This is a genomic window from Lichenicoccus sp., assembly GCF_965277665.1.
GTDB lineage: Bacteria > Pseudomonadota > Alphaproteobacteria > Acetobacterales > Acetobacteraceae > Lichenicoccus.
In genome coordinates this window covers 315,736-333,055 of record NZ_OZ255835.1, presented here as the reverse complement: position 1 = coordinate 333,055, position 17,320 = coordinate 315,736, and the positions used below count along the sequence as shown (strand labels likewise).

Here is a 17,320-nt window from a genome sequence, read left to right as displayed (position 1 = left end):
TGATCGTCAACTCGGTGAGCGGGGGCGCAACGCATGTTCGGCAGTACCATCCTCGACGTGCTGCTTGCCGTGGTGTTCACGTTCCTCGGCGTCAGCCTCGCCGCCAGCGCGATCACGGAAGCCATCGCCGCGCTCCTGGGACTGCGCCAGACCACGCTGCTGTGCGGCATCTCGCGGCTGTTGAGCGATCCGGACTTCGACGGCATGGCGCGTGCCGTGTACGAGCATGCCCTGGTCGATCCGCTCGCCTGCGTGCGGCCGCCGCACGGCGGCCGCACCGCCAATCGCCCCGCCTTCATCCACCCGCGCGACTTCGCACTGGCGCTCACCGACGTGCTGCAGGCCCGGCACACCGAGCATGACCTGGCCGGCAGCATCGCAGCACTTCCCGACGACAGGCTGCGCCGCGTGCTGCAGACCCTGCTGCGACAGGCCTCCGGCGATCTCGGGCTGTTCCAGGGTGCGATGGCTGCCTGGTTCGACGGCTCGATGCTCCGGCTCAGCGGCTGGTACCGGCGCCGCGCCCAGCTGATCGCGTTCGTCGCCGCCTTCGCCGTCGCGGCCATCCTCAATGCCGACGTGCTGCACGTCACCGCCGAGGTGTGGCAGCGGCCGGCCTTGGTCAACCTGCTCGGCGCCAGCCTGGGGGACGCCAGCCTGGGGGGCGACGCCGTGACGCTGCAGAATGCGCTCGCCCGACTCGAGCGCAGCAGCCTGATCGGCTGGACCGACTGGGCCACCGATCCGCGCAACGGCTGGCCGGGTGTGCTGACGATGCTGTCCGGCTGGGGCGTCGCGGCGGCGGCGGCCCTGGTCGGCGCGCCGTTCTGGTTCGACACGCTGCAGCGCCTGGCCTGGGTACGCGGCGGCTATCCGGCGCCGGCTCGCCTGGACACCCTGCCCAATACCACGAGCGGCACGCCGCACGAGGCGCGTCTGCTCGATACCGGCGCCGCGCGACCCGGTTGATCGGACGGCCGGGCGGGATCAAGCTCCCGCCCATCGGATAGACAGGGAGGACACGCATGGTGGCACGCTTCGGACTGGATGGGCTGCGCGCGCCGGCCGGCGCGCCCCTGGCCCGGCGCGGCTTCGTGATGACGTCGCTGATGACCGGGCTCACGCTGGCGGCCCGGCATGCCGACGCGGCGCCGATCCATACCGACGGTGCGGGGCTGGTGGCCGGCGAGGTGCAGGTGCCGGTCGCCGACGGCACGCTGCCCGCCTATGCGGCCCGTCCCGCAGGCGCCGGACCGTTCCCGATCGTCCTGGTGATCGAGGAGATCTTCGGGGTGCACGACTACATCAAGGATGTCTGCCGGCGGCTGGCCAAGGCCGGCTACCTGGCAGTGGCACCCGAGCTGTATGCTCGCCTGGGCGATCTTTCCAAGATGACCGACCCGCATCTGATCGTCCGCGACGTCATCAGCCGGGCGCCCGACGCGACCATCCTGAGCGATCTCGACGCGACCGCCGCCTGGGCGTCGGGCAACGGCGACGGCGACCCCCGGCATCTCGCGGTGACCGGCTTCTGCCGCGGCGGCCGCGACGTCTGGCTCTATGCCGCGCACAACCCGAGCCTGAAGGCGGCGATCGCCTGGTATGGCCCGCTGGGGGGAGAGACCAGTGCGATCCAGCCGCACAATGCCGGCGAGATGGCGGGGAAGTTGAAATGCCCGTTGCTCGGTCTGTATGGCGGTGCCGACCCGAGCACCACCCCGGACCAGATCCGCGCCGCCGAAGCGGCAGCACGGGCCGCCGGACGGACGGTCGAGATCGTCGTCTATCCGGACACGCCGCACGGCTTCCATGCCGACTACCGGTCAAGCTACCGGCAGGGACCCGCGGAGGATGGCTGGCACCGGATGCTGGCCTGGCTGCACCGCAACGGCGTCGGCTGAGACGATCCCCAGGCAGGCCCAGCCGGGCCCAGCCGGGTCAGATGAGCGATTTGGCGTGCTGCAGGACCATGCCGCAGACCTTGTCAGTGACGCGGCCCTTGATGCCGCCGCCGCCGCCGAGGCCGTAGCTCTGCCCTGGCCCGGTCTCGAGCTGGCCGCGATTGCCGGCGGCGAACTGGCGGTCCCCGGTCTGGCTGCCGAGCTTGCTCATCAACCCGCTCTTGACCGAGCCGGCCTTGCCGCCGCCCAGGTATTTGTTGCGGATGCAATATTGCAACACCCCGCCGATGTTGCTGCTGCTCGCGGAATTCACCGAAGGCATCGACAGGCCGCCCATTCCGCCGGAGGACATGCCCACACCGGAGGACATGCCCCCCTCGGAAGACAGGCCCGATGTCCGGCCGCCGTAGTTGCCCGCGGCCCCCTTGAGGTTGTCGAGAAGCTGGGCCCGTGCCGGTCCCGCGATGCTGCCCGCGGCCCCTGCAGCGACCAGTACGAGAGCCGCCAGTGTCTTGATCTTCATCGAGCCCGCCCTTGTGCAGACGGTCCCGGACCGATCACGGCCGATTGCCACTCGCGCTCCGCGGACCTGTTCGTACACGACTGGCGCAGCATCGGCCGGTCGGCTCAAGCACTCTTATTTCACGCTGCCGACAACGCCGACCGAAGCGGTCAGCGCAGGTCGCAGCACTCGGCGATCGAGCGGATGTCGGCGCGGCCGATGCCGAGATCGGCCAGTTGGCGGTCGCTGGAGCGTTCCAGCTCCATCCAGATGCGGTTCCGCTCGGCCATCTGGTGGCGATAGGAGCGCACCCGCTCCAGCAGCGAGACGACCAGTCCGGTGCTGCGGCCGCCGCTGCGGCTGACAGTGACATCCAGGGTGGTGACAGAGGCGCGGGCCATCGGTGCATGCTCCGTTAGCGTGTTTATGCACCGCAATATAACCCGCGAATGACGATCGGCAAGGCATATTGTGCGGCGCACAAGATCATTCCGGACGCGGTTGTAGTCGCGCAACGGGCGACGATGCGACCGCGGTCCGGCCCGCTGATCGTCAGGCCACGCGGCGTCCCGCGACCCAGACTTCCTGCACGCGCAGCGCCGCATCCAGCACCACGATATCGGCGCGCAGGCCGGGCCGCAGCGCGCCGCGGTCCTGCAGGCCGAGATAGGCCGCCGCGTTGCCGCTCACCAGCCGGGATGCCTGCGCCAGGCCGGTCGATGCCGCGCAGGCGTTGCGCAAGGCGGCGTCCATCGTCAGCACGCTGCCGGCGAGCGCGCCGCCATCCAGCCGGGCGATGCCGTCGCGGACCGTGACCGGCTGGCCGCCGAGTTCGCTCGGCCCCTCGCCCTGGCCGGCAGCGCGCATCGCGTCGGTGATCAGCAGCAGCCGGTCGCCGAGGATGTCGCGGGCGATGGCGAAATTCATCGGATGCACGTGATGGGTGTCCAGGATCAGTTCCGCATAGGCATGGCCGTCATGCAGCACGGCCCCGGCCAGGCCGGGCGCGCGGCCTTCGATGCCACCCATGGCGTTGAACAGGTGCGTGGCGCCGGCGGTGCCCCCGGCGGCGCGCACCGACGCGAAGGCGTGCAGGGCCTGCTCGCAGCCGCAGCGCGTATGGCCGGCACTGACCCGCACGCCGGCCCGCGCGAACAGCCGCATGGCTGCTGCGGCGCCGGCCAGTTCCGGCGCGATGGTCACCACCCGGACCACGTCGAGCGCCAGCGCCTCGCGCACCAGCGCCGGCTCCGGCTCGATGGCGAAGGGCGGCTGCGCTCCGAGCCGGTGCGGGCTGATGAACGGGCCCTCCAGATGCGCCCCCGGCAGGTCGGGACCGCCATACAGGCCGCTGCCTCGCACTTCGCCGACGGCACGCAGCGCATCCAGCACATCGGGCCACGGCGCCGTCATGGTCGTCGGCAGCAGCGTGGTGGTGCCGTGCCGGAGGTGGTAGCGGGCAGCTGCGGCGATGCCCGCCACCCCGTCCATGGTGTCGCCGCCTTCGCCGCCATGCACGTGCGTGTCGATGAAGCCCGGCAGGATGACGCTCTCGCCCGCAGCGTCGCCCGGCTCGATGCCGGTGATCACCGCGCCGAAGCTGATGGTGCCGTCGATGACCCGGTCCGTCAGCACAATCCGCCCGCTCAACTGCATCGTTTTGTCACCTGCATCGTTCCGGCATCCCCAATCCCCGCCCGGATGCTACAGGCGCGCGGCGGCCTCGGCATCCGCGATGACGATGCTGTCCGGATGACGCTGCAGGGCCGATGCCGGCACCTGCCGGTCGAGCGGGCCGGCGATCGCCCTGGCAAGGGCCGCGGCCTTGGCCGCGCCGGTGGCGACCAGCAGGATCCCGCGCGCCTCCAGGATGGTGCCGATCCCCATGGTGATGGCCCGTCGCGGCACGCGGTCGAGCGCGCCGCCGAACAGCGCCTGGTTCTGCCTGCGCGTTGCCGGCGTCAGCGTCACCGCGCGGGTGCGGCTGTCATGCGCGGAGCCCGGTTCGTTGAAGCCGATATGGCCGTTCTCGCCGAGGCCCAGCACCTGCAGCCCGATGCCGCCGCTGGCCGCGATCAGCGCCTCGTAGCGCCGCCCCTCCGCGTCGAGGTCGGGCGCCATGCCGTCCGGGACATGGGTGTCGGGCAACGCGATATCGACCAGGTCGAACAGGCCGGCATTCATCGTTCGCCGGTAGGCGTTGGCGTCGTCGGGCGGCAGGCCGGCATACTCGTCCAGGTTGAAACTGCGGCACCGCGCGAAGCTCAGGCCTGCGTCGCGATGCAGCCTCGCCAGCCCGGCATGGACGCGTTCCATGGTGCGCCCGGTGGCCAGGCCGAGCACCAGCGCCGGCTCGGCCCGCAGCCGCGCCGCGATATGCAGCGCCGCGGCCTCTGCGACCGATGCCGCGTCTGCCAGGACGGTCAACCGCATCGCGTCTCCGCCGCCGGGCAACCGCATCGCGTCTCCGCCGCCGGGCAACCGCATCGCGTCTCCGCCGCCGGGCGGCAGGCAAGGCTGCCCCGGGCGGCCTTTTGTCGTATCACGCGGCGCGCACGGTGGCGACGAAGCCGTTGGCCTGCAGATGACATCCCGCGCCGCCCCGCCGTCTGGTGCACTGCCGCGCGGCGCGGTTGATCGTCAGATGCGCCCACCCTCGAGCAGCACGCGCTCCAGCGCGAGATAGGCCGTCTTGGCGCGGTCGTAGAAATCCGCCTCGCTGCCGCGCCGCGAGGCCTCGGCTGCCAGTTCCACGAGGCTGGCAGCCACCGCGAGCAGGTCGCCGTGGTCGAGCTGCCAGACCACCCGGCGCAGAACGTCCATGGTCTTCTCGGCGACCGGAAAAGGAATGATCTCGCACGTCATGGCGTCCAACATTGCACCGCCTCCTGGAGCGCCATTAGACGCGGCTTTGGTTGATCGCCGGTTAAGGCGGCCGCAACTCCGTCTCTGGGGTAGCGTCAGCCGTCCGGCAGCATGGTCCGCACGATGGAGGCGTCCAGCGCCTCGTAGTCGTGCAGCCCGATGCTGTCGTAGAGTTCCTGCCGGGTCTGCATGCGGTCCAGCATCGCCTGGGTGCCGCCATGCTCGCGGATCGACGCATACAGCTCCGCCTGCGCCTTGTTGGCGACGCGCAGCGAGGACACCGGCCAGATCACCATGCCGTAGCCCATCGCCTCGAACTCGGACGCGGTGAAGAACGGCGTGCGCCCGAACTCGGTCATGTTGGCGAGCAGCATCACGCCGGGCATGCCTTGGGCGAAGGCCCGGAACATCTCGGCGGTGTTCAGCGCCTCCGGGAAGATCGCATCCGCACCGGCTTCCACGTACAGCCTGGCCCGGGCCAGCGCGCCGTCGAGGCCCTCCGAGGCGGCCGCGTCGGTGCGCGCGACGATCACCAGGTCCCGCCGCGCGCGGGCCGCGGCGGCGACCTTGGCCGCCATGTCGCGCGCATCGGCAAGTCTCTTATCATTGAGATGGCCGCATTTCTTCGGCAGCAGCTGGTCCTCCAGATGCACCGCCGCAGCACCCGCCTCCTCGAACGTGCGCACCATGTGCATGACGTTGAGCGCCTCGCCATAGCCGGTATCGCCATCGACCAGCACCGGCAAGCCCGAGGCGCGTGCCACCTGGCGTATGAAGAACGCGACCTCGTCGACCGTGATGATGCCCAGATCGGGCAGTCCCATCGAGGCGGTCATCGCGGCACCCGACAGGTAGCAGGCCGTAAAGCCGGCCGCCCTCGCCTGCAGCGCCGCCATGCCGTTATGCGCGCCCGGGATCTGCAGGATGCCACCGCGTTCAAGCAGATGCCGGAACCTGCGGCCCGGAGTTTCCGCAGGCGTGTCCGATCCGAGCAGGTAGGGCATGGGGTGCGGCTTTCCGGATGTTCAGGGGCGCTGGTCGAGCGGTACGAAGGCAAGGTTCTCCGGCCCGACATAGTTGGCCGAGGGACGGATGATCTTGCCGTCCTCGCGCTGCTCGATGACGTGCGCGGCCCACCCCGCGGTGCGCGCGATGACGAACAGCGGCGTGAACATCGCGGTCGGCACGCCCATCTGCTGGTACGAGACCGCGGAGAACCAGTCGAGGTTCGCAAACATCCGCTTGGCATCAGCCATGACAGTCTCGATGCGCTCGGCAACGTCATAGCGCGCGAGCGAGCCGCGCTCCTCCGACAGCGCGCGGGCCACCTGCTTGATCACCACGTTGCGCGGATCGGCAACGGTATAGACCGGATGGCCGAACCCGATCACCACCTCGCGGGCCGCGATCCGGCGAAGGATATCGGCCTGGGCCGCATCCGGGGTGGCGTAGCGCTGCTGGATCTCGAGCGCCGCCTCGTTGGCGCCGCCATGCTTGGGGCCGCGCAAGGCGCCGATGCCGCCGCCGATTGCGGAATACATGTCCGAGCCGGTGCCTGCGATCACCCTTGCCGCGAAGGTCGATGCATTGAATTCATGTTCCGCATACAGGTTCAGCGACGTGTGCATCGCGCGCACCCAGCTCTCGCGCGGCTCCTCGCCGTGCAGCAGGCTGAGAAAATGGCCGCCAATGCTGTCGTCGTCGGTTTCCACGCCGATGCTGATGCCGCTGTGCGAGTGGTGATACCAGGCCAGCAGCATCGAGCCGAGCGAGGCGATCAGCCGGTCGGCGATCTCGCGCGCCCCAACCGCGGAGTGGTCGTCCTTTTCCGGCAGCACGCAGCCCAGGGCCGAGACACCGGTGCGCATCACGTCCATCGGGTGCGCCGCCGCCGGCAAGGCCTCCAGCACGCTGCGCACCGCGGCCGGCAGCCCGCGCAGGCGCCTCAGGCGAAGCTTGTAGGCGGCAAGCTCGGCGCGGTTCGGCAACCGGCCGTGCACCAGCAGATGCGCGATCTCCTCGAACTCGCAGCCGGTCGCGATGTCGATGATATCGTAGCCGCGATAATGCAGGTCGTTGCCGGTACGGCCGACGCTGCACAAGGCGGTGTTGCCGGCGGCGACGCCGGACAGCGCCACGGATTTCTTCGGCTTTGGCAGTGGCTGCGGATTGTCTGTGGGACTCATCGGCAAACTCCTTCGCGAAGCGCGTTCTTCAGCCGAACAGCCCGGGCAGGCCCACCGCGAGATCGGCTGCGGGGATCGCCACGTTGAGCCGCAGCAACTCCTCGGCGTCGAGCGTCGGCAGGCGCTGGGCGATGTCAAGGAAGCGACGCGACTCCGGGCTTTCGACGATGCCCTCTGTCAGGATCTCGAACTTGCGTATGTAGTCGGCCCGCTGCCACGGCGTCGCACCCAGCGTGTGCGCATTGCCCACGGCAAGCTCGTCCGCGATCACGCGGCCGTCGCGCAGCGTGATGATGATCCGGCCGCCGAACGCCTTGATGGCGGGATCGGTGGCGTGATAGCGCTCGGTCCATCTCGAATCCTCGACCGTGCGTATCCTGCGCCACAACGCCACCGTATCCGCACGCAGCACCCGCTCCGGCGCATAGGACCGGACATGGTGCCAGGCACCGTCCTGCAGGGCGACCGCGACGATGTACATGATCGAGTGGTCCAGCGTCTCGCGCGACGCGGTGGGATCGAACTTCTGCGGATCGTTCGAACCGGTGCCGATGACGGTGTGCGTGTGGTGCGAGGTCTCGATCAGCACGTCCCGCACCGCATCCCAATCCTGTATTCCGTCCCGGCTGGGCACCTGCCGGCCGAGCCGGAAGCACAGGTCGATCAGCGCCTGGCTCTGGTACTCGGCGGAATGCTCCTTGGTGTAGGTGTCGAGGATCGCCCGCTTGGCCTCACCCTCGGCCGGCAGCGGCACCTTGTAGTGGGCGTCGCGGCCGTCGAGCATCCAGGCGATGACGCTGTCCTCGCCCTCGTAAATCGGGCTCGGCGCCCCCTCGCCGCGCATGGCGCGATCCACCGCCTCGATCGCCAGCTTGCCGGCATGCGACGGCGCGAACGCCTTCCACGACGAGATCTCGCCCTTGCGCGACTGCCGTGTCGCGGTGGTGACATGCAGCGCCTGCTGCACCGCCTGGAAGATGAGCTCCGGCGCGAGGGCGAGCAGCGTGCCGACTCCGGCCGCCGCCGACGGGCCGAGATGCGCCACATGGTCGATCTTGTGCCGGTGCAGGCAGATCGCGCGCGCCAGGTCGACCTGGATCTCGTAGCCGGTCGCGATCCCCCGGATCAGGTCGGCGCCGCTGCGGCCGGTCTGCTGGGCAGCGGCCAGGATCGGCGGGATATTGTCGCCGGGATGCGAATATTCCGCAGCCAGGAAGGTGTCGTGGTAGTCGAGCTCGCGCACCGCCGTGCCGTTCGCCCAGGCGGCCCATTCCGCATGCACCCGCACCCTTGGATCGCAGCCGAAGACGGCGGCACCGCCGGGGCGCGCATGCGCCAGCGCCTGGTCCCGCGCGGTGACCACCGGATGCCGGTTCACCGCGGCGATCGCCACCGCGGCGTTGTCGATGATGCGGTTGATGATCATCTCGGCCGCCGCCGGCTCGACCGCGACCGGGTCGGCAGCGACCCGGGCGATCTTCCAGGCCAGCTGGTCCGCGCGCGGCAGGCGGTCGCTCTCGGGATGCACGCGGATGTCGTGGATGATCATGACCGGCTGGAATCCTGCCTGGTGGCTGCGCGGGCGGCATGATCGCGCAGTGGCGCGCCGGCGTTAAGGGACAGTTTGTCGGCGGCCCGGCCCATGCTAGCGTCGCTCCCCACCCTTCGCCCCGGGGACAGGGGCGTTTCGCAGATCAGCAAGGTGATAGGCTTGGCCATGACGATCGCGTCCATAATCCGGAACAAGACCGCCGGCATCATCAAGGTGGCGCCGCAAACCACAATATCAGAGGTCGTGCTGGTGCTTGCACAGCACAAGATCGGCGCCGTCCTGGTCATGGATGGCCCCGAACTGCACGGCGTGCTGTCCGAGCGCGACATCGTGCGCGCCATGGCCAGGCAGCCCAGCGGCGTGCGTCCGCTCACCGCCGAGAGCCTGATGACGCCGGCGCGCGCGCTCACGTCGGTGGACGCCACGATCAGCGACGCGATGCAGATGATGACCGACAAGCGGGTGCGCCATCTGCCCGTGCTCGAGGACGGCGCGGTGATCGGGGTCGTCAGCATCGGCGACGTGGTCAAGGCGCTGCTGGACCAGCAGACCCTTGAGGTGGAGAACATGCGCGCCTACGTCGGCGCCAGCTAAAGCCTGTCCGATAATGCTACTACGCTGGCGATCCGACGCGGCTTTCCTGCGCTCCGGTGCTAACGGCCATCGAGGCCGCTCCGCTCCGGTGCTCGGAAAGTCACGCCGGCCGGCGCCGTTGGCGCTTCTCGCTCAGCGTAGCGCATTCTCGAACCGGCTTTCGGGGCTAGGCCCTCCGCCTGCGCTTGAAAGCCAGCCTGCCGTCGTTGATGCGGCGGAAGCGGAAGTCGAGGCGGTCTAGCAGGTAGTTCTGACGCAGGCGCCACGGGCGGCGGGCGCCCTGGGTCGGGAACAGGCCGATGCCGCGCTGGATGTAGCCCGAGGTGAAGTCCACCAGCGGGTGCACGCCCTGGTCGCTTGGTCCGAGGCGTGGCGTGGCGGACACGTAGCCGCGCCGCCGCATGGTGTTGAGCAGACGGCAGACATACGCGCAGGTCAGGTCGCATTTCAGGGTCCAGGACGCATTGGTGTAGCCGAACGAGGTCGCGAGGTTCGGGACGTCGCTGTACATCACACCGCGATAGGCGGTGGTCCGCCCGAGATCCACCGGCACGCCGTCGACGCTGACCCGCATGCCGCCCAGCATCTGCAGGCGCAGCCCGGTCGCGGTCACGACCACGTCCGCCTGCAGCTCGCGGCCGGAGCGGAGCCGGATGCCGGTCCTGGTGAAGCCCGCGACATGGTCGGTCACGACATCCGCCTGCCCCGTCCTGAGCACCCGGAACAGGTCGGCGTCGGGCACCAGGCAGAGGCGCTGGTCCCATGGGTTGTAGGTCGGGGTGAAGTGCGTCTCGACATCAAAAGCGGGCCCGAGCTGGCGCCGGACCATGCCGATGAGCCGCGCCTTCGCCTGCGCCGGCTTGTTTCGCATCTGGGTGTAGAAGAAGGTCCCGACGAGCACGTTGCGCCAGCGGATCAGGCTGTAGGCGAGCGAGGCCGGAAGCCGTCGGCGCAGCCGGTTGGCCAGCGCATCCTCCGAGGGCAGCGAGACGACATAGGTCGGCGAGCGCTGCAGCATCGTGACGTGCCCGGCCGCCGCCGCCAGCGCCGGCACCAGCGTGACCGCGGTGGCACCGCTGCCGATCACCACCACCCGGCGGCCGGCACAGTCCAGATCCTGTGGCCACGCCTGGGGATGCACGATGGTGCCGGCGAACTGGTCCAGCCCGGGAAAATCCGGCGTGTAGCCGCCGGAATAGTCGTAGTAGCCGCTGCAGGTGAGCAGGAAATTGCAGGTATAGCGCACCGGCGCGCACGCAGCACCTGCCTCGACGTCCGCCGCACTTATCTCGACGTCTAATGTCCAGCACGCCTCAGTCGACGACCAGGCGGCGCGCACCGCCCGCTGCCGGGTGCGGATGCGGCGGTCGATCCCGAACGCCTCCGCCGTCTCGCGCACGTAGGCCAGGATCGAGGCGCCGTCGGCGATCGACTTCGGCTCGCGCCACGGGCGGAAGCTGTAGCCGAGCGTGTACATGTCGGAATCCGAGCGCACGCCCGGATAGCGGAACAGGTCCCAGGTGCCCCCCAGCCTGTCGCGCGCCTCCAGGATGATGAAGCGCCGGTCCGGGCAGCGATGCTGCAGGTGCCACGCCGCCCCGATGCCGGACAACCCGGCTCCGATGATGATGACGTCGAAATGCTCGACGCTGCCGGCGGCGGGGGTCCCGGTCGATGCAGCGCTCATCGGCCTGCGGACGCCACGCGCTTCGCCATCCGCCGGATGAAGGCCAGGGTACGATCTGGTGCGGTGACCGGGATCATGTGGCCGGCGCCCTCGATCAGCTCCAGGTCGAGATCGGGCAGCACATCGCGCATGGCGATGCCGTTGGCGGCGTGGTCGAGCACCCGGTCGGCGGTGCCGAACAGGATGCCGACCGGCACCTTGATCGAGCCGAACCTGGCGACGAGCCCGGGCAGGTCACGGTTGATCGCGACAAGGTCGGTCGAGGCGCCGAAGAACGCCGACGGCCGCAGGCTCAGCAGACCGCCATTGCCCATCGGGAAGTCGCGCGGCACCCGGTCCGGACCGAAGACCGTGTCCAGCGCCTCCTCGCGATGGCGGATCGCGAGCGGAGTCGCGATCGTCCAGGCCATGATCAGCCGGAGGATACGCGAGCGCACCACCAGCCGGCGGAACGGCGCCGGCACCCGATCCTGCACGCGGGTCAGCGGCGCCAGCAGGGCAAGACCGCCGACGCTGTCCGGGTGGTCCAGCGCCAGCGCGAGTGCCAGCGCACCGCCTAGCGAGTGGCCGACGACCAGTGGCCGCTGCAGCCCGAGGGCGCGGATGAAGCCCGCCACGGTCGCCGCCTGCGCGCCGAGCGCCGCCGAGGCCGTGAACGGTCGCGTCGAGTAGCCGCTGCCCGGCCGGTCCAGGGCGATGACGCGATGGTCGCGGCCGAGCGGTGCGAGGCCGTCGCCGGCAAAGTTCAGCAGCTGGCCGCCCAGACCGTGGATCAGCAGGATCGGCGGCCCCTCGCCGGCCTCGACATAATGCAGCCGCGTCCCGGCGATATCGAGGAACCGCCCGTGCGGCGGGAGCGCCACCTCGACCTTGCGCGCGGTGCGCCAGGTGAACGCGACCAGGCCGCCGGTCGCCAGCGCGAGCGCGCCCAGAAGCCACTTCACCAGCCTGATCATGCGCCGTTCCTAGTTCTGTTCAAAAGCGGGGGCACGTTTCGGCCGGCGCGCCTGCGACTTCGAGATCCGTTCGAGCAGGCCCCAGTACGAGACCGGCGCGAGACGCTCCAGTGCCGCGGCGATCCGTGCGTCGCGGCCGACAATGATCCGCGACCGTCGCCTTTGCACCGCGCGCACGATGATCTCGCCGGCCACCTGGGGTGGCAAGGTCAGGGCACGCTGGAACAGCGCGCGAGAACGCTCGATCTCCACGGCGGAGGCAGCGGCATGGATACGCGCGTTGCGGGCAATCGACGTGTTGACGCCGCCGGGATGCACAACCGTCACGCCGACATTGGAGCCGGCCAGCTCGTGCCGCAGCGCCTCGGAGAAGCCGCGCACCGCGAACTTGCTGGCGGCATAGGCACTCTGCCCGGGCGGCGCGATCAGCCCGAACAGGCTCGAGACGTTGACCAGCCGCGCCTCGCCCGACTGCCGGAGCAGCGGCAGGAAGGCGCGTGTCATGCGCACGACACCCTGCAGGTTGACCGCAAGCAGCCAGTCGAAATCGCGCTCCGCCAGTTCCTCGAAGCGTCCGCCGAGGGCCACGCCGGCATTGTTGAACAGCAGCTCGAGGCCGGGATGCGACGCCAGCACCAGGGGCGGCAAGGCTGCGATCGCCGCCGCATCGGCCACGTCCAGCACATGCGTGCTGACCCGCACGCCGGTGGCCGCCAGCGCGCGCGCGGTCTCGGCGAGGCTGGCCGCGTCGATGTCCGCGAGGGCCAGATTGCAGCGGCGTTGCGCCAGGCTCTGGGCGATCGCGCGGCCGATGCCACCCGCGCCGCCGGTGATCAGGGCGGTGCGGCCTTCGAGGGTCATCGGGGCGGTCATGGCGTCAGGCCGCCAGGCCGAGGCCGATATAGCGCGCGAGGTGGTAGTCCTCGTCGCCGAGCTGATGGTCGATCATCGTCAGCCGCTTGGCGTAGTGCGGCAGCGGCAGCTCCCAGGTCATGCCGATGCCGCCATGCATCTGTATCGCCTCCTCGGCGACCAGCGTGCCGACCCGGCCGATGGTGAACTTGGCGGCCGATGCCGCGCGCTCGCGCGCCAGCCGGTCGCCGTCCAGGCAGGCCGCCGCATTGATGGTGGCGGAACGGGCCTGTTCGATCTCGATCAGCAGCGTCGCCATGCGGTGCTGCAGCGCCTGGAACTTGCCGATCGGCACGCCGAACTGGGTGCGCGTACGCAGGTAGTCGAGCGTCGCGTCGCGGGCGAACTCCATGATCCCGACCGCCTCGGAGGCCAGCGCCACCACCCCCGCAGCAACCGCGTGCTCGACCAGGGCGTACGCCGGGCGGCCGCCCCCGACCAGCGCCCCGGCGCCGAGTGCCACCTCGTGCAGCAGCAGTTCGCCGCTCCGGCCGCCCTCGATCAGCCCGTAATCGCGGATCGCGACACCCGGGGCCGAGCGCGGGACCAGGAACAGCGAGATCCCTTCCGCATCGCCGGGGCCGCCGGACCGGCGCGCGCTCACCAGGATGAAGTCGGACGCAGCCAGGTGCGGCACCACCGCCTTGGCGCCGTCGAGGACGAAGCCGCCATCATGCGCGGTGGCACGCATGGTGACCTCCGAGGGATCGTAGCGGCCGTGTGGTTCATAGAACGCCGCGGTGATGAGGCGCGTGCCGGCGATCACCTCGTCGAGCAGCGCCTGGTGGCCGCCCGCCGCCTGCAGCACGCGTCCCGCCAGCAGGGTGCCAAGGAAGGGCTCCACCACCAGGAAGCGGCCAAGCGGCTGGAACACCGTGTTGATGTCGAAGCCGCCGCCGCCATAGCCGCCGGCCGCCTCGCCGAACAGGGCGCCGATCATGCCCAGTCCGGCCAATTGCGACCAGACCTCGCGGCTGAAGCCGTCGTCGGAGGCGGCGATGCGGTCGCGCTGGCCGAAGCCGTAGCGGTCGCCCAGGAAGCGGACGAGCGTGTCGGCGAGCATCCGGCGATCGTCGCTGAGGTCGAAGTCCATTTCGTTACAGCCCCAGCATGGTCTTGGCGATGATGCTGCGCTGGATCTCGTTCGAGCCGCCGAAGATCGAGAGCTTGCGGTTGTTGAAATACTCCACGGCCACCGACGCTGCGTAGTCGGGCCCGATCGGCTCGCCGTTATAGTCGGCGTCGAGCGCTTCCGAAACGAAGGGCTGGGCGTACGGGCCAAGCGCGCGCCGCGTCAGGCTGGTGATCTCCTGGCGGATCTCGGTGCCGCGTATCTTGAGCATGGAGCTCTCCGCCTGGGGCGCGCCACCGTGCGCCGCCGCCGCCAGCACGCGCAGATTGGTGGTCTTCATGTTCTCGAGGTCGATCTCGACCCTGGCGAGGCGGGCGGCGAAATACGGATCCTGTGCAAGCGGCCGGCCGCCCTGCAGCTGCTGCGCCGCCACCTGGCGCAGCCAGTCCAGTGCGGCCACCGAACCGCCGATGCCCGCGATATTGGTGCGCTCGTAGGTCAGCAGGTATTTGGCGTAGGTCCAGCCCTGGTTCTCCTCGCCGACCCGGTTGGCCACCGGAACCCGCACATCGGTGAAGAACACCTCGTTGACCTCATGCTCGCCGTCGAGCGTGATGATCGGCCGGATCTCGATGCCGGGCGAGTGCATGTCCACGAGGATGAACGAGATGCCCTGCTGCTGCTTCGCGGCCGCGGGATCGGTACGCACCAGGCAGAAGATCATGTTGGCAAAGTGGCCGAGCGTGGTCCAGGTCTTCTGGCCGTTCAGCACATAGTGGTCGCCCTCGCGCACCGCGCTCATACGCAGGCTGGCGAGGTCGGAACCCGCACCCGGTTCGGAATAGCCCTGGCACCACCAGTGGGTGCCGTCGAGAATGCGTGGCAGATAGGTTCGCCGCTGCGCCTCGGTGCCGTACTTGATCAGCACCGGGCCGAGCATGTTGACACCGAACGCAACGATGCGCGGCGCGTGCGCCCGGGCGGTCTCGTAGTCGAAGATGTAGCGCTGGGCGACGTTCCAGCCCGGACCGCCATGCTCGGCCGGCCAATGTCCCGCCAGCCAGCCGCGTTCGTTGAGGATGCCGTGCCAGCCTGCAAGATCGTCACGGCTCAGCCGCTTGCTGGTGCGAACCTTCTCCGCCGTACGCGGTGGCAGCTTCTCGGCCAGGAAGTGCTGCACCTCCGCGCGGAACGCTTCCTCCTGGGGGGTGAAATTCAGGTCCATGCGGCACTCTCCTGTGCGACCGGAACCTCCGACCGGAATGCGGGCCGGCTCACGCAGGCGCGCCGGTCGCGGCGGCGAAGCGTGCGCGCAAAGCCTTCTTGTCGATCTTGCCGACGCTGGTCTTGGGCATGGTCTCGACAAGCTCCAGCGCATCGAGGCGGCCATACCGGCTGATCTCGCCGCCCGCGATGGCCGTCTCCAGACGGTGGTTGACCTGCTCCAGCGTCACCGCATGGCCCGGTGCCGGCACCACCACCCCAAGCGGGCGCTCCCCCCATCGCGGGTGCGGCACGGCGATGACGGCGACGGATTCGATCCCCGGGAGATCGGCGATCAGGTCCTCCAGCGTCACCGAACACAGCCATTCGCCACCGGTCTTGATGACGTCCTTGAGCCGGTCGCGTATCTGCACATAGCCCTCGGCATTCAGGGTCGCGACATCCTGCGTGTGCAGCCAGCCGCCGCGCCACAACGCGTCCGAGGCGCGGGCGTCGCCGACATAGCAGCCGGTCAGCCAGGGCGCGCGCACCACGAGCTCGCCGCGGGTGACGCCATCCGCCGGCACGTCGCGCATGGCCTCGTCGACGACACGCACCGAGACCAGCGGCAGCGGCACCCCGGCCATGGTCAGCGCCTCCACCTCGTCGGCCTCGCGATCCTTGGGGCCGTTCGTGCCGCGAGTCCGGCGCGGCCGCGAGACCGCCAGCGTCGGCGCGGTTTCCGACATGCCATAGCCGGCGATCAGGTCCATGCCCCGGCGGCGTCCGTCCCGGCACAACGCCTGGGTCAAGGCCGAGCCGCCGATGGTCATCAGCCAGCCGGTGAGATCGTCGCCGCGCCGGTCGGCGGCGCTCAGGATCATCTGCAGGATGGTCGGCACGCAATGCGAAAAGGTGACGCCCTCGCGGGCGCGCAGGTCCAGGATGGTGTCGGGGTCGTAGCGTCCGGCATAGACCTGCTTCACGCCGAGCATGGTGGCGATGTACGGCACGCCCCAGGCATGCACATGGAACATCGGGGTGAGCGGCATGTACACGTCGTCGGCGCCGAAGCCGCGGCTCCTCAGCACGCCGAACGCCCCGTTTGCCGCAAGCGTGTGCAGGACGATCTGGCGGTGGGTGAAGCAGACCGCCTTCGGGCTGCCGGTGGTGCCTGTCGTGAAAAAGATCGTCGCCATCGCGTTCTCGTCGAAGTCCCGGAACGCGAAGCCCGGATCGGCATCCTGCAGCAGCCGCTCGTATTCGCCCGCGGCATAGTCGGGTGCCCCCACCTCTCCATTTATCGCCTCACCGTCCATCAGCGCCACGATGACACGCACCTTCGGCAGCGCGCCACGCAGCGCCTCGACCAGCGGCAGGAAGTCGCGATGCACCAGCAGGATTTCGGCACCGGCCCGGTTGATGGTGTCGGCGACCTGCGCCGGCGGCAGGCGCACATTCACCGTCTGCAACACCGCGCCGAGCATCGGCACCGCGAAATAGCATTCGAGGTAGCGGTGGCTGTCCCAGTCGAGCACGCCGATGGTCATGCCCTCGGTGGCTCCCAGCGCAGTGAGCGCATTGGCGAGGCGGCCCAGCCGCGCGCGGAACTCGCGATAGGTGATGCGGACATCGCCGCGATAGACAATCTCCTGGTCGGCCGACGTGACCAGCGCGGTGTCGAGCAGGTGCCGGATTGTCAGCGGGACGTCGTGCGCCGCCTCGGCCTTTTCAGCGAAACGCAGCGCCATCAGGCGTCTCCCGCTGGAGCACTGGACGCGATGCAGACCTCGCCGCGACCTGGCGCATGGCAAACCCTCCCTGTTGATCGCCGGTGTTGCCCCGGGCTTGTTCGCAAATTAGAATAACCGGTATGCCGACGTTCGACCA

At 69.7% G+C, this 17,320-nt stretch carries 17 protein-coding genes; 3 read left to right on the top strand and 14 right to left on the bottom strand.

Annotated features, from left to right (window positions below; translation table 11 throughout):
• Window positions 1-33 precede the first annotated feature (33 nt).
• Both ACQY4O_RS01525 and ACQY4O_RS01520 read left to right on the top strand, forming a co-directional pair.
• On the top strand, window positions 34-969 hold the full coding sequence (locus ACQY4O_RS01525; protein ID WP_428374486.1) for a hypothetical protein: 936 nt from the start codon (window positions 34-36) through the stop codon (window positions 967-969).
• A 56-nt stretch (window positions 970-1,025) separates the two neighbouring features.
• The gene (locus tag ACQY4O_RS01520; protein ID WP_428374485.1) at window positions 1,026-1,901 is read left to right on the top strand and encodes a dienelactone hydrolase family protein; all 876 of its coding nucleotides are present in this window, start codon (window positions 1,026-1,028) and stop codon (window positions 1,899-1,901) included.
• A 37-nt stretch (window positions 1,902-1,938) separates the two neighbouring features.
• Here ACQY4O_RS01520 and ACQY4O_RS01515 read toward each other — a convergent pair whose 3' ends face one another.
• The 8 genes from ACQY4O_RS01515 to ACQY4O_RS01480 form a co-directional block, all read right to left on the bottom strand.
• Window positions 1,939-2,424 carry a DUF2501 domain-containing protein gene (locus ACQY4O_RS01515; protein WP_428374484.1) on the bottom strand — a complete coding sequence of 162 codons (486 nt, stop codon included), beginning with the start codon at window positions 2,422-2,424 and terminating at the stop codon, window positions 1,939-1,941.
• 149 nt (window positions 2,425-2,573) lie between these two features.
• On the bottom strand, window positions 2,574-2,804 hold the full coding sequence (locus ACQY4O_RS01510) for a hypothetical protein (RefSeq protein ID WP_428374483.1): 231 nt from the start codon (window positions 2,802-2,804) through the stop codon (window positions 2,574-2,576).
• 151 nt (window positions 2,805-2,955) lie between these two features.
• A complete protein-coding gene (nagA, locus tag ACQY4O_RS01505; RefSeq protein WP_428374482.1) occupies window positions 2,956-4,059 on the bottom strand; it encodes an N-acetylglucosamine-6-phosphate deacetylase in 1,104 nt (367 codons plus the stop codon).
• A gap of 48 nt (window positions 4,060-4,107) precedes the next feature.
• Window positions 4,108-4,836 (bottom strand): glucosamine-6-phosphate deaminase, encoded by a 729-nt coding sequence (locus ACQY4O_RS01500; RefSeq protein WP_428374481.1) that lies wholly within the window; start codon window positions 4,834-4,836, stop codon window positions 4,108-4,110.
• 207 nt (window positions 4,837-5,043) lie between these two features.
• On the bottom strand, window positions 5,044-5,280 hold the full coding sequence (locus ACQY4O_RS01495) for a hypothetical protein (RefSeq protein ID WP_428374480.1): 237 nt from the start codon (window positions 5,278-5,280) through the stop codon (window positions 5,044-5,046).
• 83 nt (window positions 5,281-5,363) lie between these two features.
• Window positions 5,364-6,272, bottom strand: coding sequence for a methylisocitrate lyase (gene prpB / locus ACQY4O_RS01490; protein ID WP_428374479.1), 909 nt, complete (start codon window positions 6,270-6,272; stop codon window positions 5,364-5,366).
• Between the two features lie 21 nt (window positions 6,273-6,293).
• Window positions 6,294-7,454 (bottom strand): bifunctional 2-methylcitrate synthase/citrate synthase, encoded by a 1,161-nt coding sequence (gene prpC / locus ACQY4O_RS01485; protein WP_428374478.1) that lies wholly within the window; start codon window positions 7,452-7,454, stop codon window positions 6,294-6,296.
• A 28-nt stretch (window positions 7,455-7,482) separates the two neighbouring features.
• Window positions 7,483-9,003: an MmgE/PrpD family protein gene (locus ACQY4O_RS01480; protein ID WP_428374477.1), complete on the bottom strand. Its 1,521-nt coding sequence runs from the start codon at window positions 9,001-9,003 to the stop codon at window positions 7,483-7,485.
• Window positions 9,004-9,171: 168 nt separating this feature from the next.
• Between ACQY4O_RS01480 and ACQY4O_RS01475 the strand changes: the two genes are divergently transcribed.
• On the top strand, window positions 9,172-9,600 hold the full coding sequence (locus ACQY4O_RS01475; protein ID WP_428374476.1) for a CBS domain-containing protein: 429 nt from the start codon (window positions 9,172-9,174) through the stop codon (window positions 9,598-9,600).
• A gap of 166 nt (window positions 9,601-9,766) precedes the next feature.
• Here ACQY4O_RS01475 and ACQY4O_RS01470 read toward each other — a convergent pair whose 3' ends face one another.
• From ACQY4O_RS01470 to ACQY4O_RS01445, 6 genes are read right to left on the bottom strand one after another with little or no spacing between them, the layout of a single operon-like run.
• The gene (locus tag ACQY4O_RS01470) at window positions 9,767-11,287 is read right to left on the bottom strand and encodes a flavin-containing monooxygenase (protein WP_428374475.1); all 1,521 of its coding nucleotides are present in this window, start codon (window positions 11,285-11,287) and stop codon (window positions 9,767-9,769) included.
• A complete protein-coding gene (locus ACQY4O_RS01465; protein ID WP_428374474.1) occupies window positions 11,284-12,243 on the bottom strand; it encodes an alpha/beta fold hydrolase in 960 nt (319 codons plus the stop codon). Before ACQY4O_RS01465 ends, ACQY4O_RS01470 begins: the two co-directional genes overlap by 4 nt.
• Window positions 12,244-12,252: 9 nt before the next feature.
• A complete protein-coding gene (locus tag ACQY4O_RS01460; protein ID WP_428374473.1) occupies window positions 12,253-13,116 on the bottom strand; it encodes an SDR family NAD(P)-dependent oxidoreductase in 864 nt (287 codons plus the stop codon).
• A gap of 4 nt (window positions 13,117-13,120) precedes the next feature.
• Complete coding sequence (locus ACQY4O_RS01455) at window positions 13,121-14,248, bottom strand: acyl-CoA dehydrogenase family protein (protein ID WP_428374472.1); 1,128 nt, start codon at window positions 14,246-14,248, stop codon at window positions 13,121-13,123.
• Between the two features lie 4 nt (window positions 14,249-14,252).
• On the bottom strand, window positions 14,253-15,452 hold the full coding sequence (locus tag ACQY4O_RS01450) for an acyl-CoA dehydrogenase family protein (RefSeq protein WP_428374471.1): 1,200 nt from the start codon (window positions 15,450-15,452) through the stop codon (window positions 14,253-14,255).
• A 49-nt stretch (window positions 15,453-15,501) separates the two neighbouring features.
• A complete protein-coding gene (locus ACQY4O_RS01445; RefSeq protein WP_428374470.1) occupies window positions 15,502-17,181 on the bottom strand; it encodes a long-chain-fatty-acid--CoA ligase in 1,680 nt (559 codons plus the stop codon).
• Window positions 17,182-17,320 lie beyond the last annotated feature (139 nt).

Excerpts from the sequence above, each read along its gene's own strand:
- ACQY4O_RS01515 (WP_428374484.1), bottom strand. The coding sequence starts at position 2,424 with ATGAAGATCAAGACACTGGCGGCTCTCGTACTGGTCGCTGCAGGGGCC.
- ACQY4O_RS01495 (WP_428374480.1), bottom strand. The coding sequence starts at position 5,280 with ATGTTGGACGCCATGACGTGCGAGATCATTCCTTTTCCGGTCGCCGAG.
- ACQY4O_RS01520 (WP_428374485.1), top strand. The coding sequence starts at position 1,026 with ATGGTGGCACGCTTCGGACTGGATGGGCTGCGCGCGCCGGCCGGCGCG.
- ACQY4O_RS01510 (WP_428374483.1), bottom strand. The coding sequence starts at position 2,804 with ATGGCCCGCGCCTCTGTCACCACCCTGGATGTCACTGTCAGCCGCAGC.
- ACQY4O_RS01525 (WP_428374486.1), top strand. The coding sequence starts at position 34 with ATGTTCGGCAGTACCATCCTCGACGTGCTGCTTGCCGTGGTGTTCACG.
- ACQY4O_RS01460 (WP_428374473.1), bottom strand. The coding sequence starts at position 13,116 with ATGACCGCCCCGATGACCCTCGAAGGCCGCACCGCCCTGATCACCGGC.
- nagA (WP_428374482.1), bottom strand. The coding sequence starts at position 4,059 with ATGCAGTTGAGCGGGCGGATTGTGCTGACGGACCGGGTCATCGACGGC.
- ACQY4O_RS01480 (WP_428374477.1), bottom strand. The coding sequence starts at position 9,003 with ATGATCATCCACGACATCCGCGTGCATCCCGAGAGCGACCGCCTGCCG.
- ACQY4O_RS01475 (WP_428374476.1), top strand. The coding sequence starts at position 9,172 with ATGACGATCGCGTCCATAATCCGGAACAAGACCGCCGGCATCATCAAG.
- ACQY4O_RS01455 (WP_428374472.1), bottom strand. The coding sequence starts at position 14,248 with ATGGACTTCGACCTCAGCGACGATCGCCGGATGCTCGCCGACACGCTC.
- ACQY4O_RS01445 (WP_428374470.1), bottom strand. The coding sequence starts at position 17,181 with ATGGCGCTGCGTTTCGCTGAAAAGGCCGAGGCGGCGCACGACGTCCCG.
- ACQY4O_RS01500 (WP_428374481.1), bottom strand. The coding sequence starts at position 4,836 with ATGCGGTTGACCGTCCTGGCAGACGCGGCATCGGTCGCAGAGGCCGCG.
- ACQY4O_RS01450 (WP_428374471.1), bottom strand. The coding sequence starts at position 15,452 with ATGGACCTGAATTTCACCCCCCAGGAGGAAGCGTTCCGCGCGGAGGTG.
- prpB (WP_428374479.1), bottom strand. The coding sequence starts at position 6,272 with ATGCCCTACCTGCTCGGATCGGACACGCCTGCGGAAACTCCGGGCCGC.
- ACQY4O_RS01465 (WP_428374474.1), bottom strand. The coding sequence starts at position 12,243 with ATGATCAGGCTGGTGAAGTGGCTTCTGGGCGCGCTCGCGCTGGCGACC.
- ACQY4O_RS01470 (WP_428374475.1), bottom strand. The coding sequence starts at position 11,287 with ATGAGCGCTGCATCGACCGGGACCCCCGCCGCCGGCAGCGTCGAGCAT.
- prpC (WP_428374478.1), bottom strand. The coding sequence starts at position 7,454 with ATGAGTCCCACAGACAATCCGCAGCCACTGCCAAAGCCGAAGAAATCC.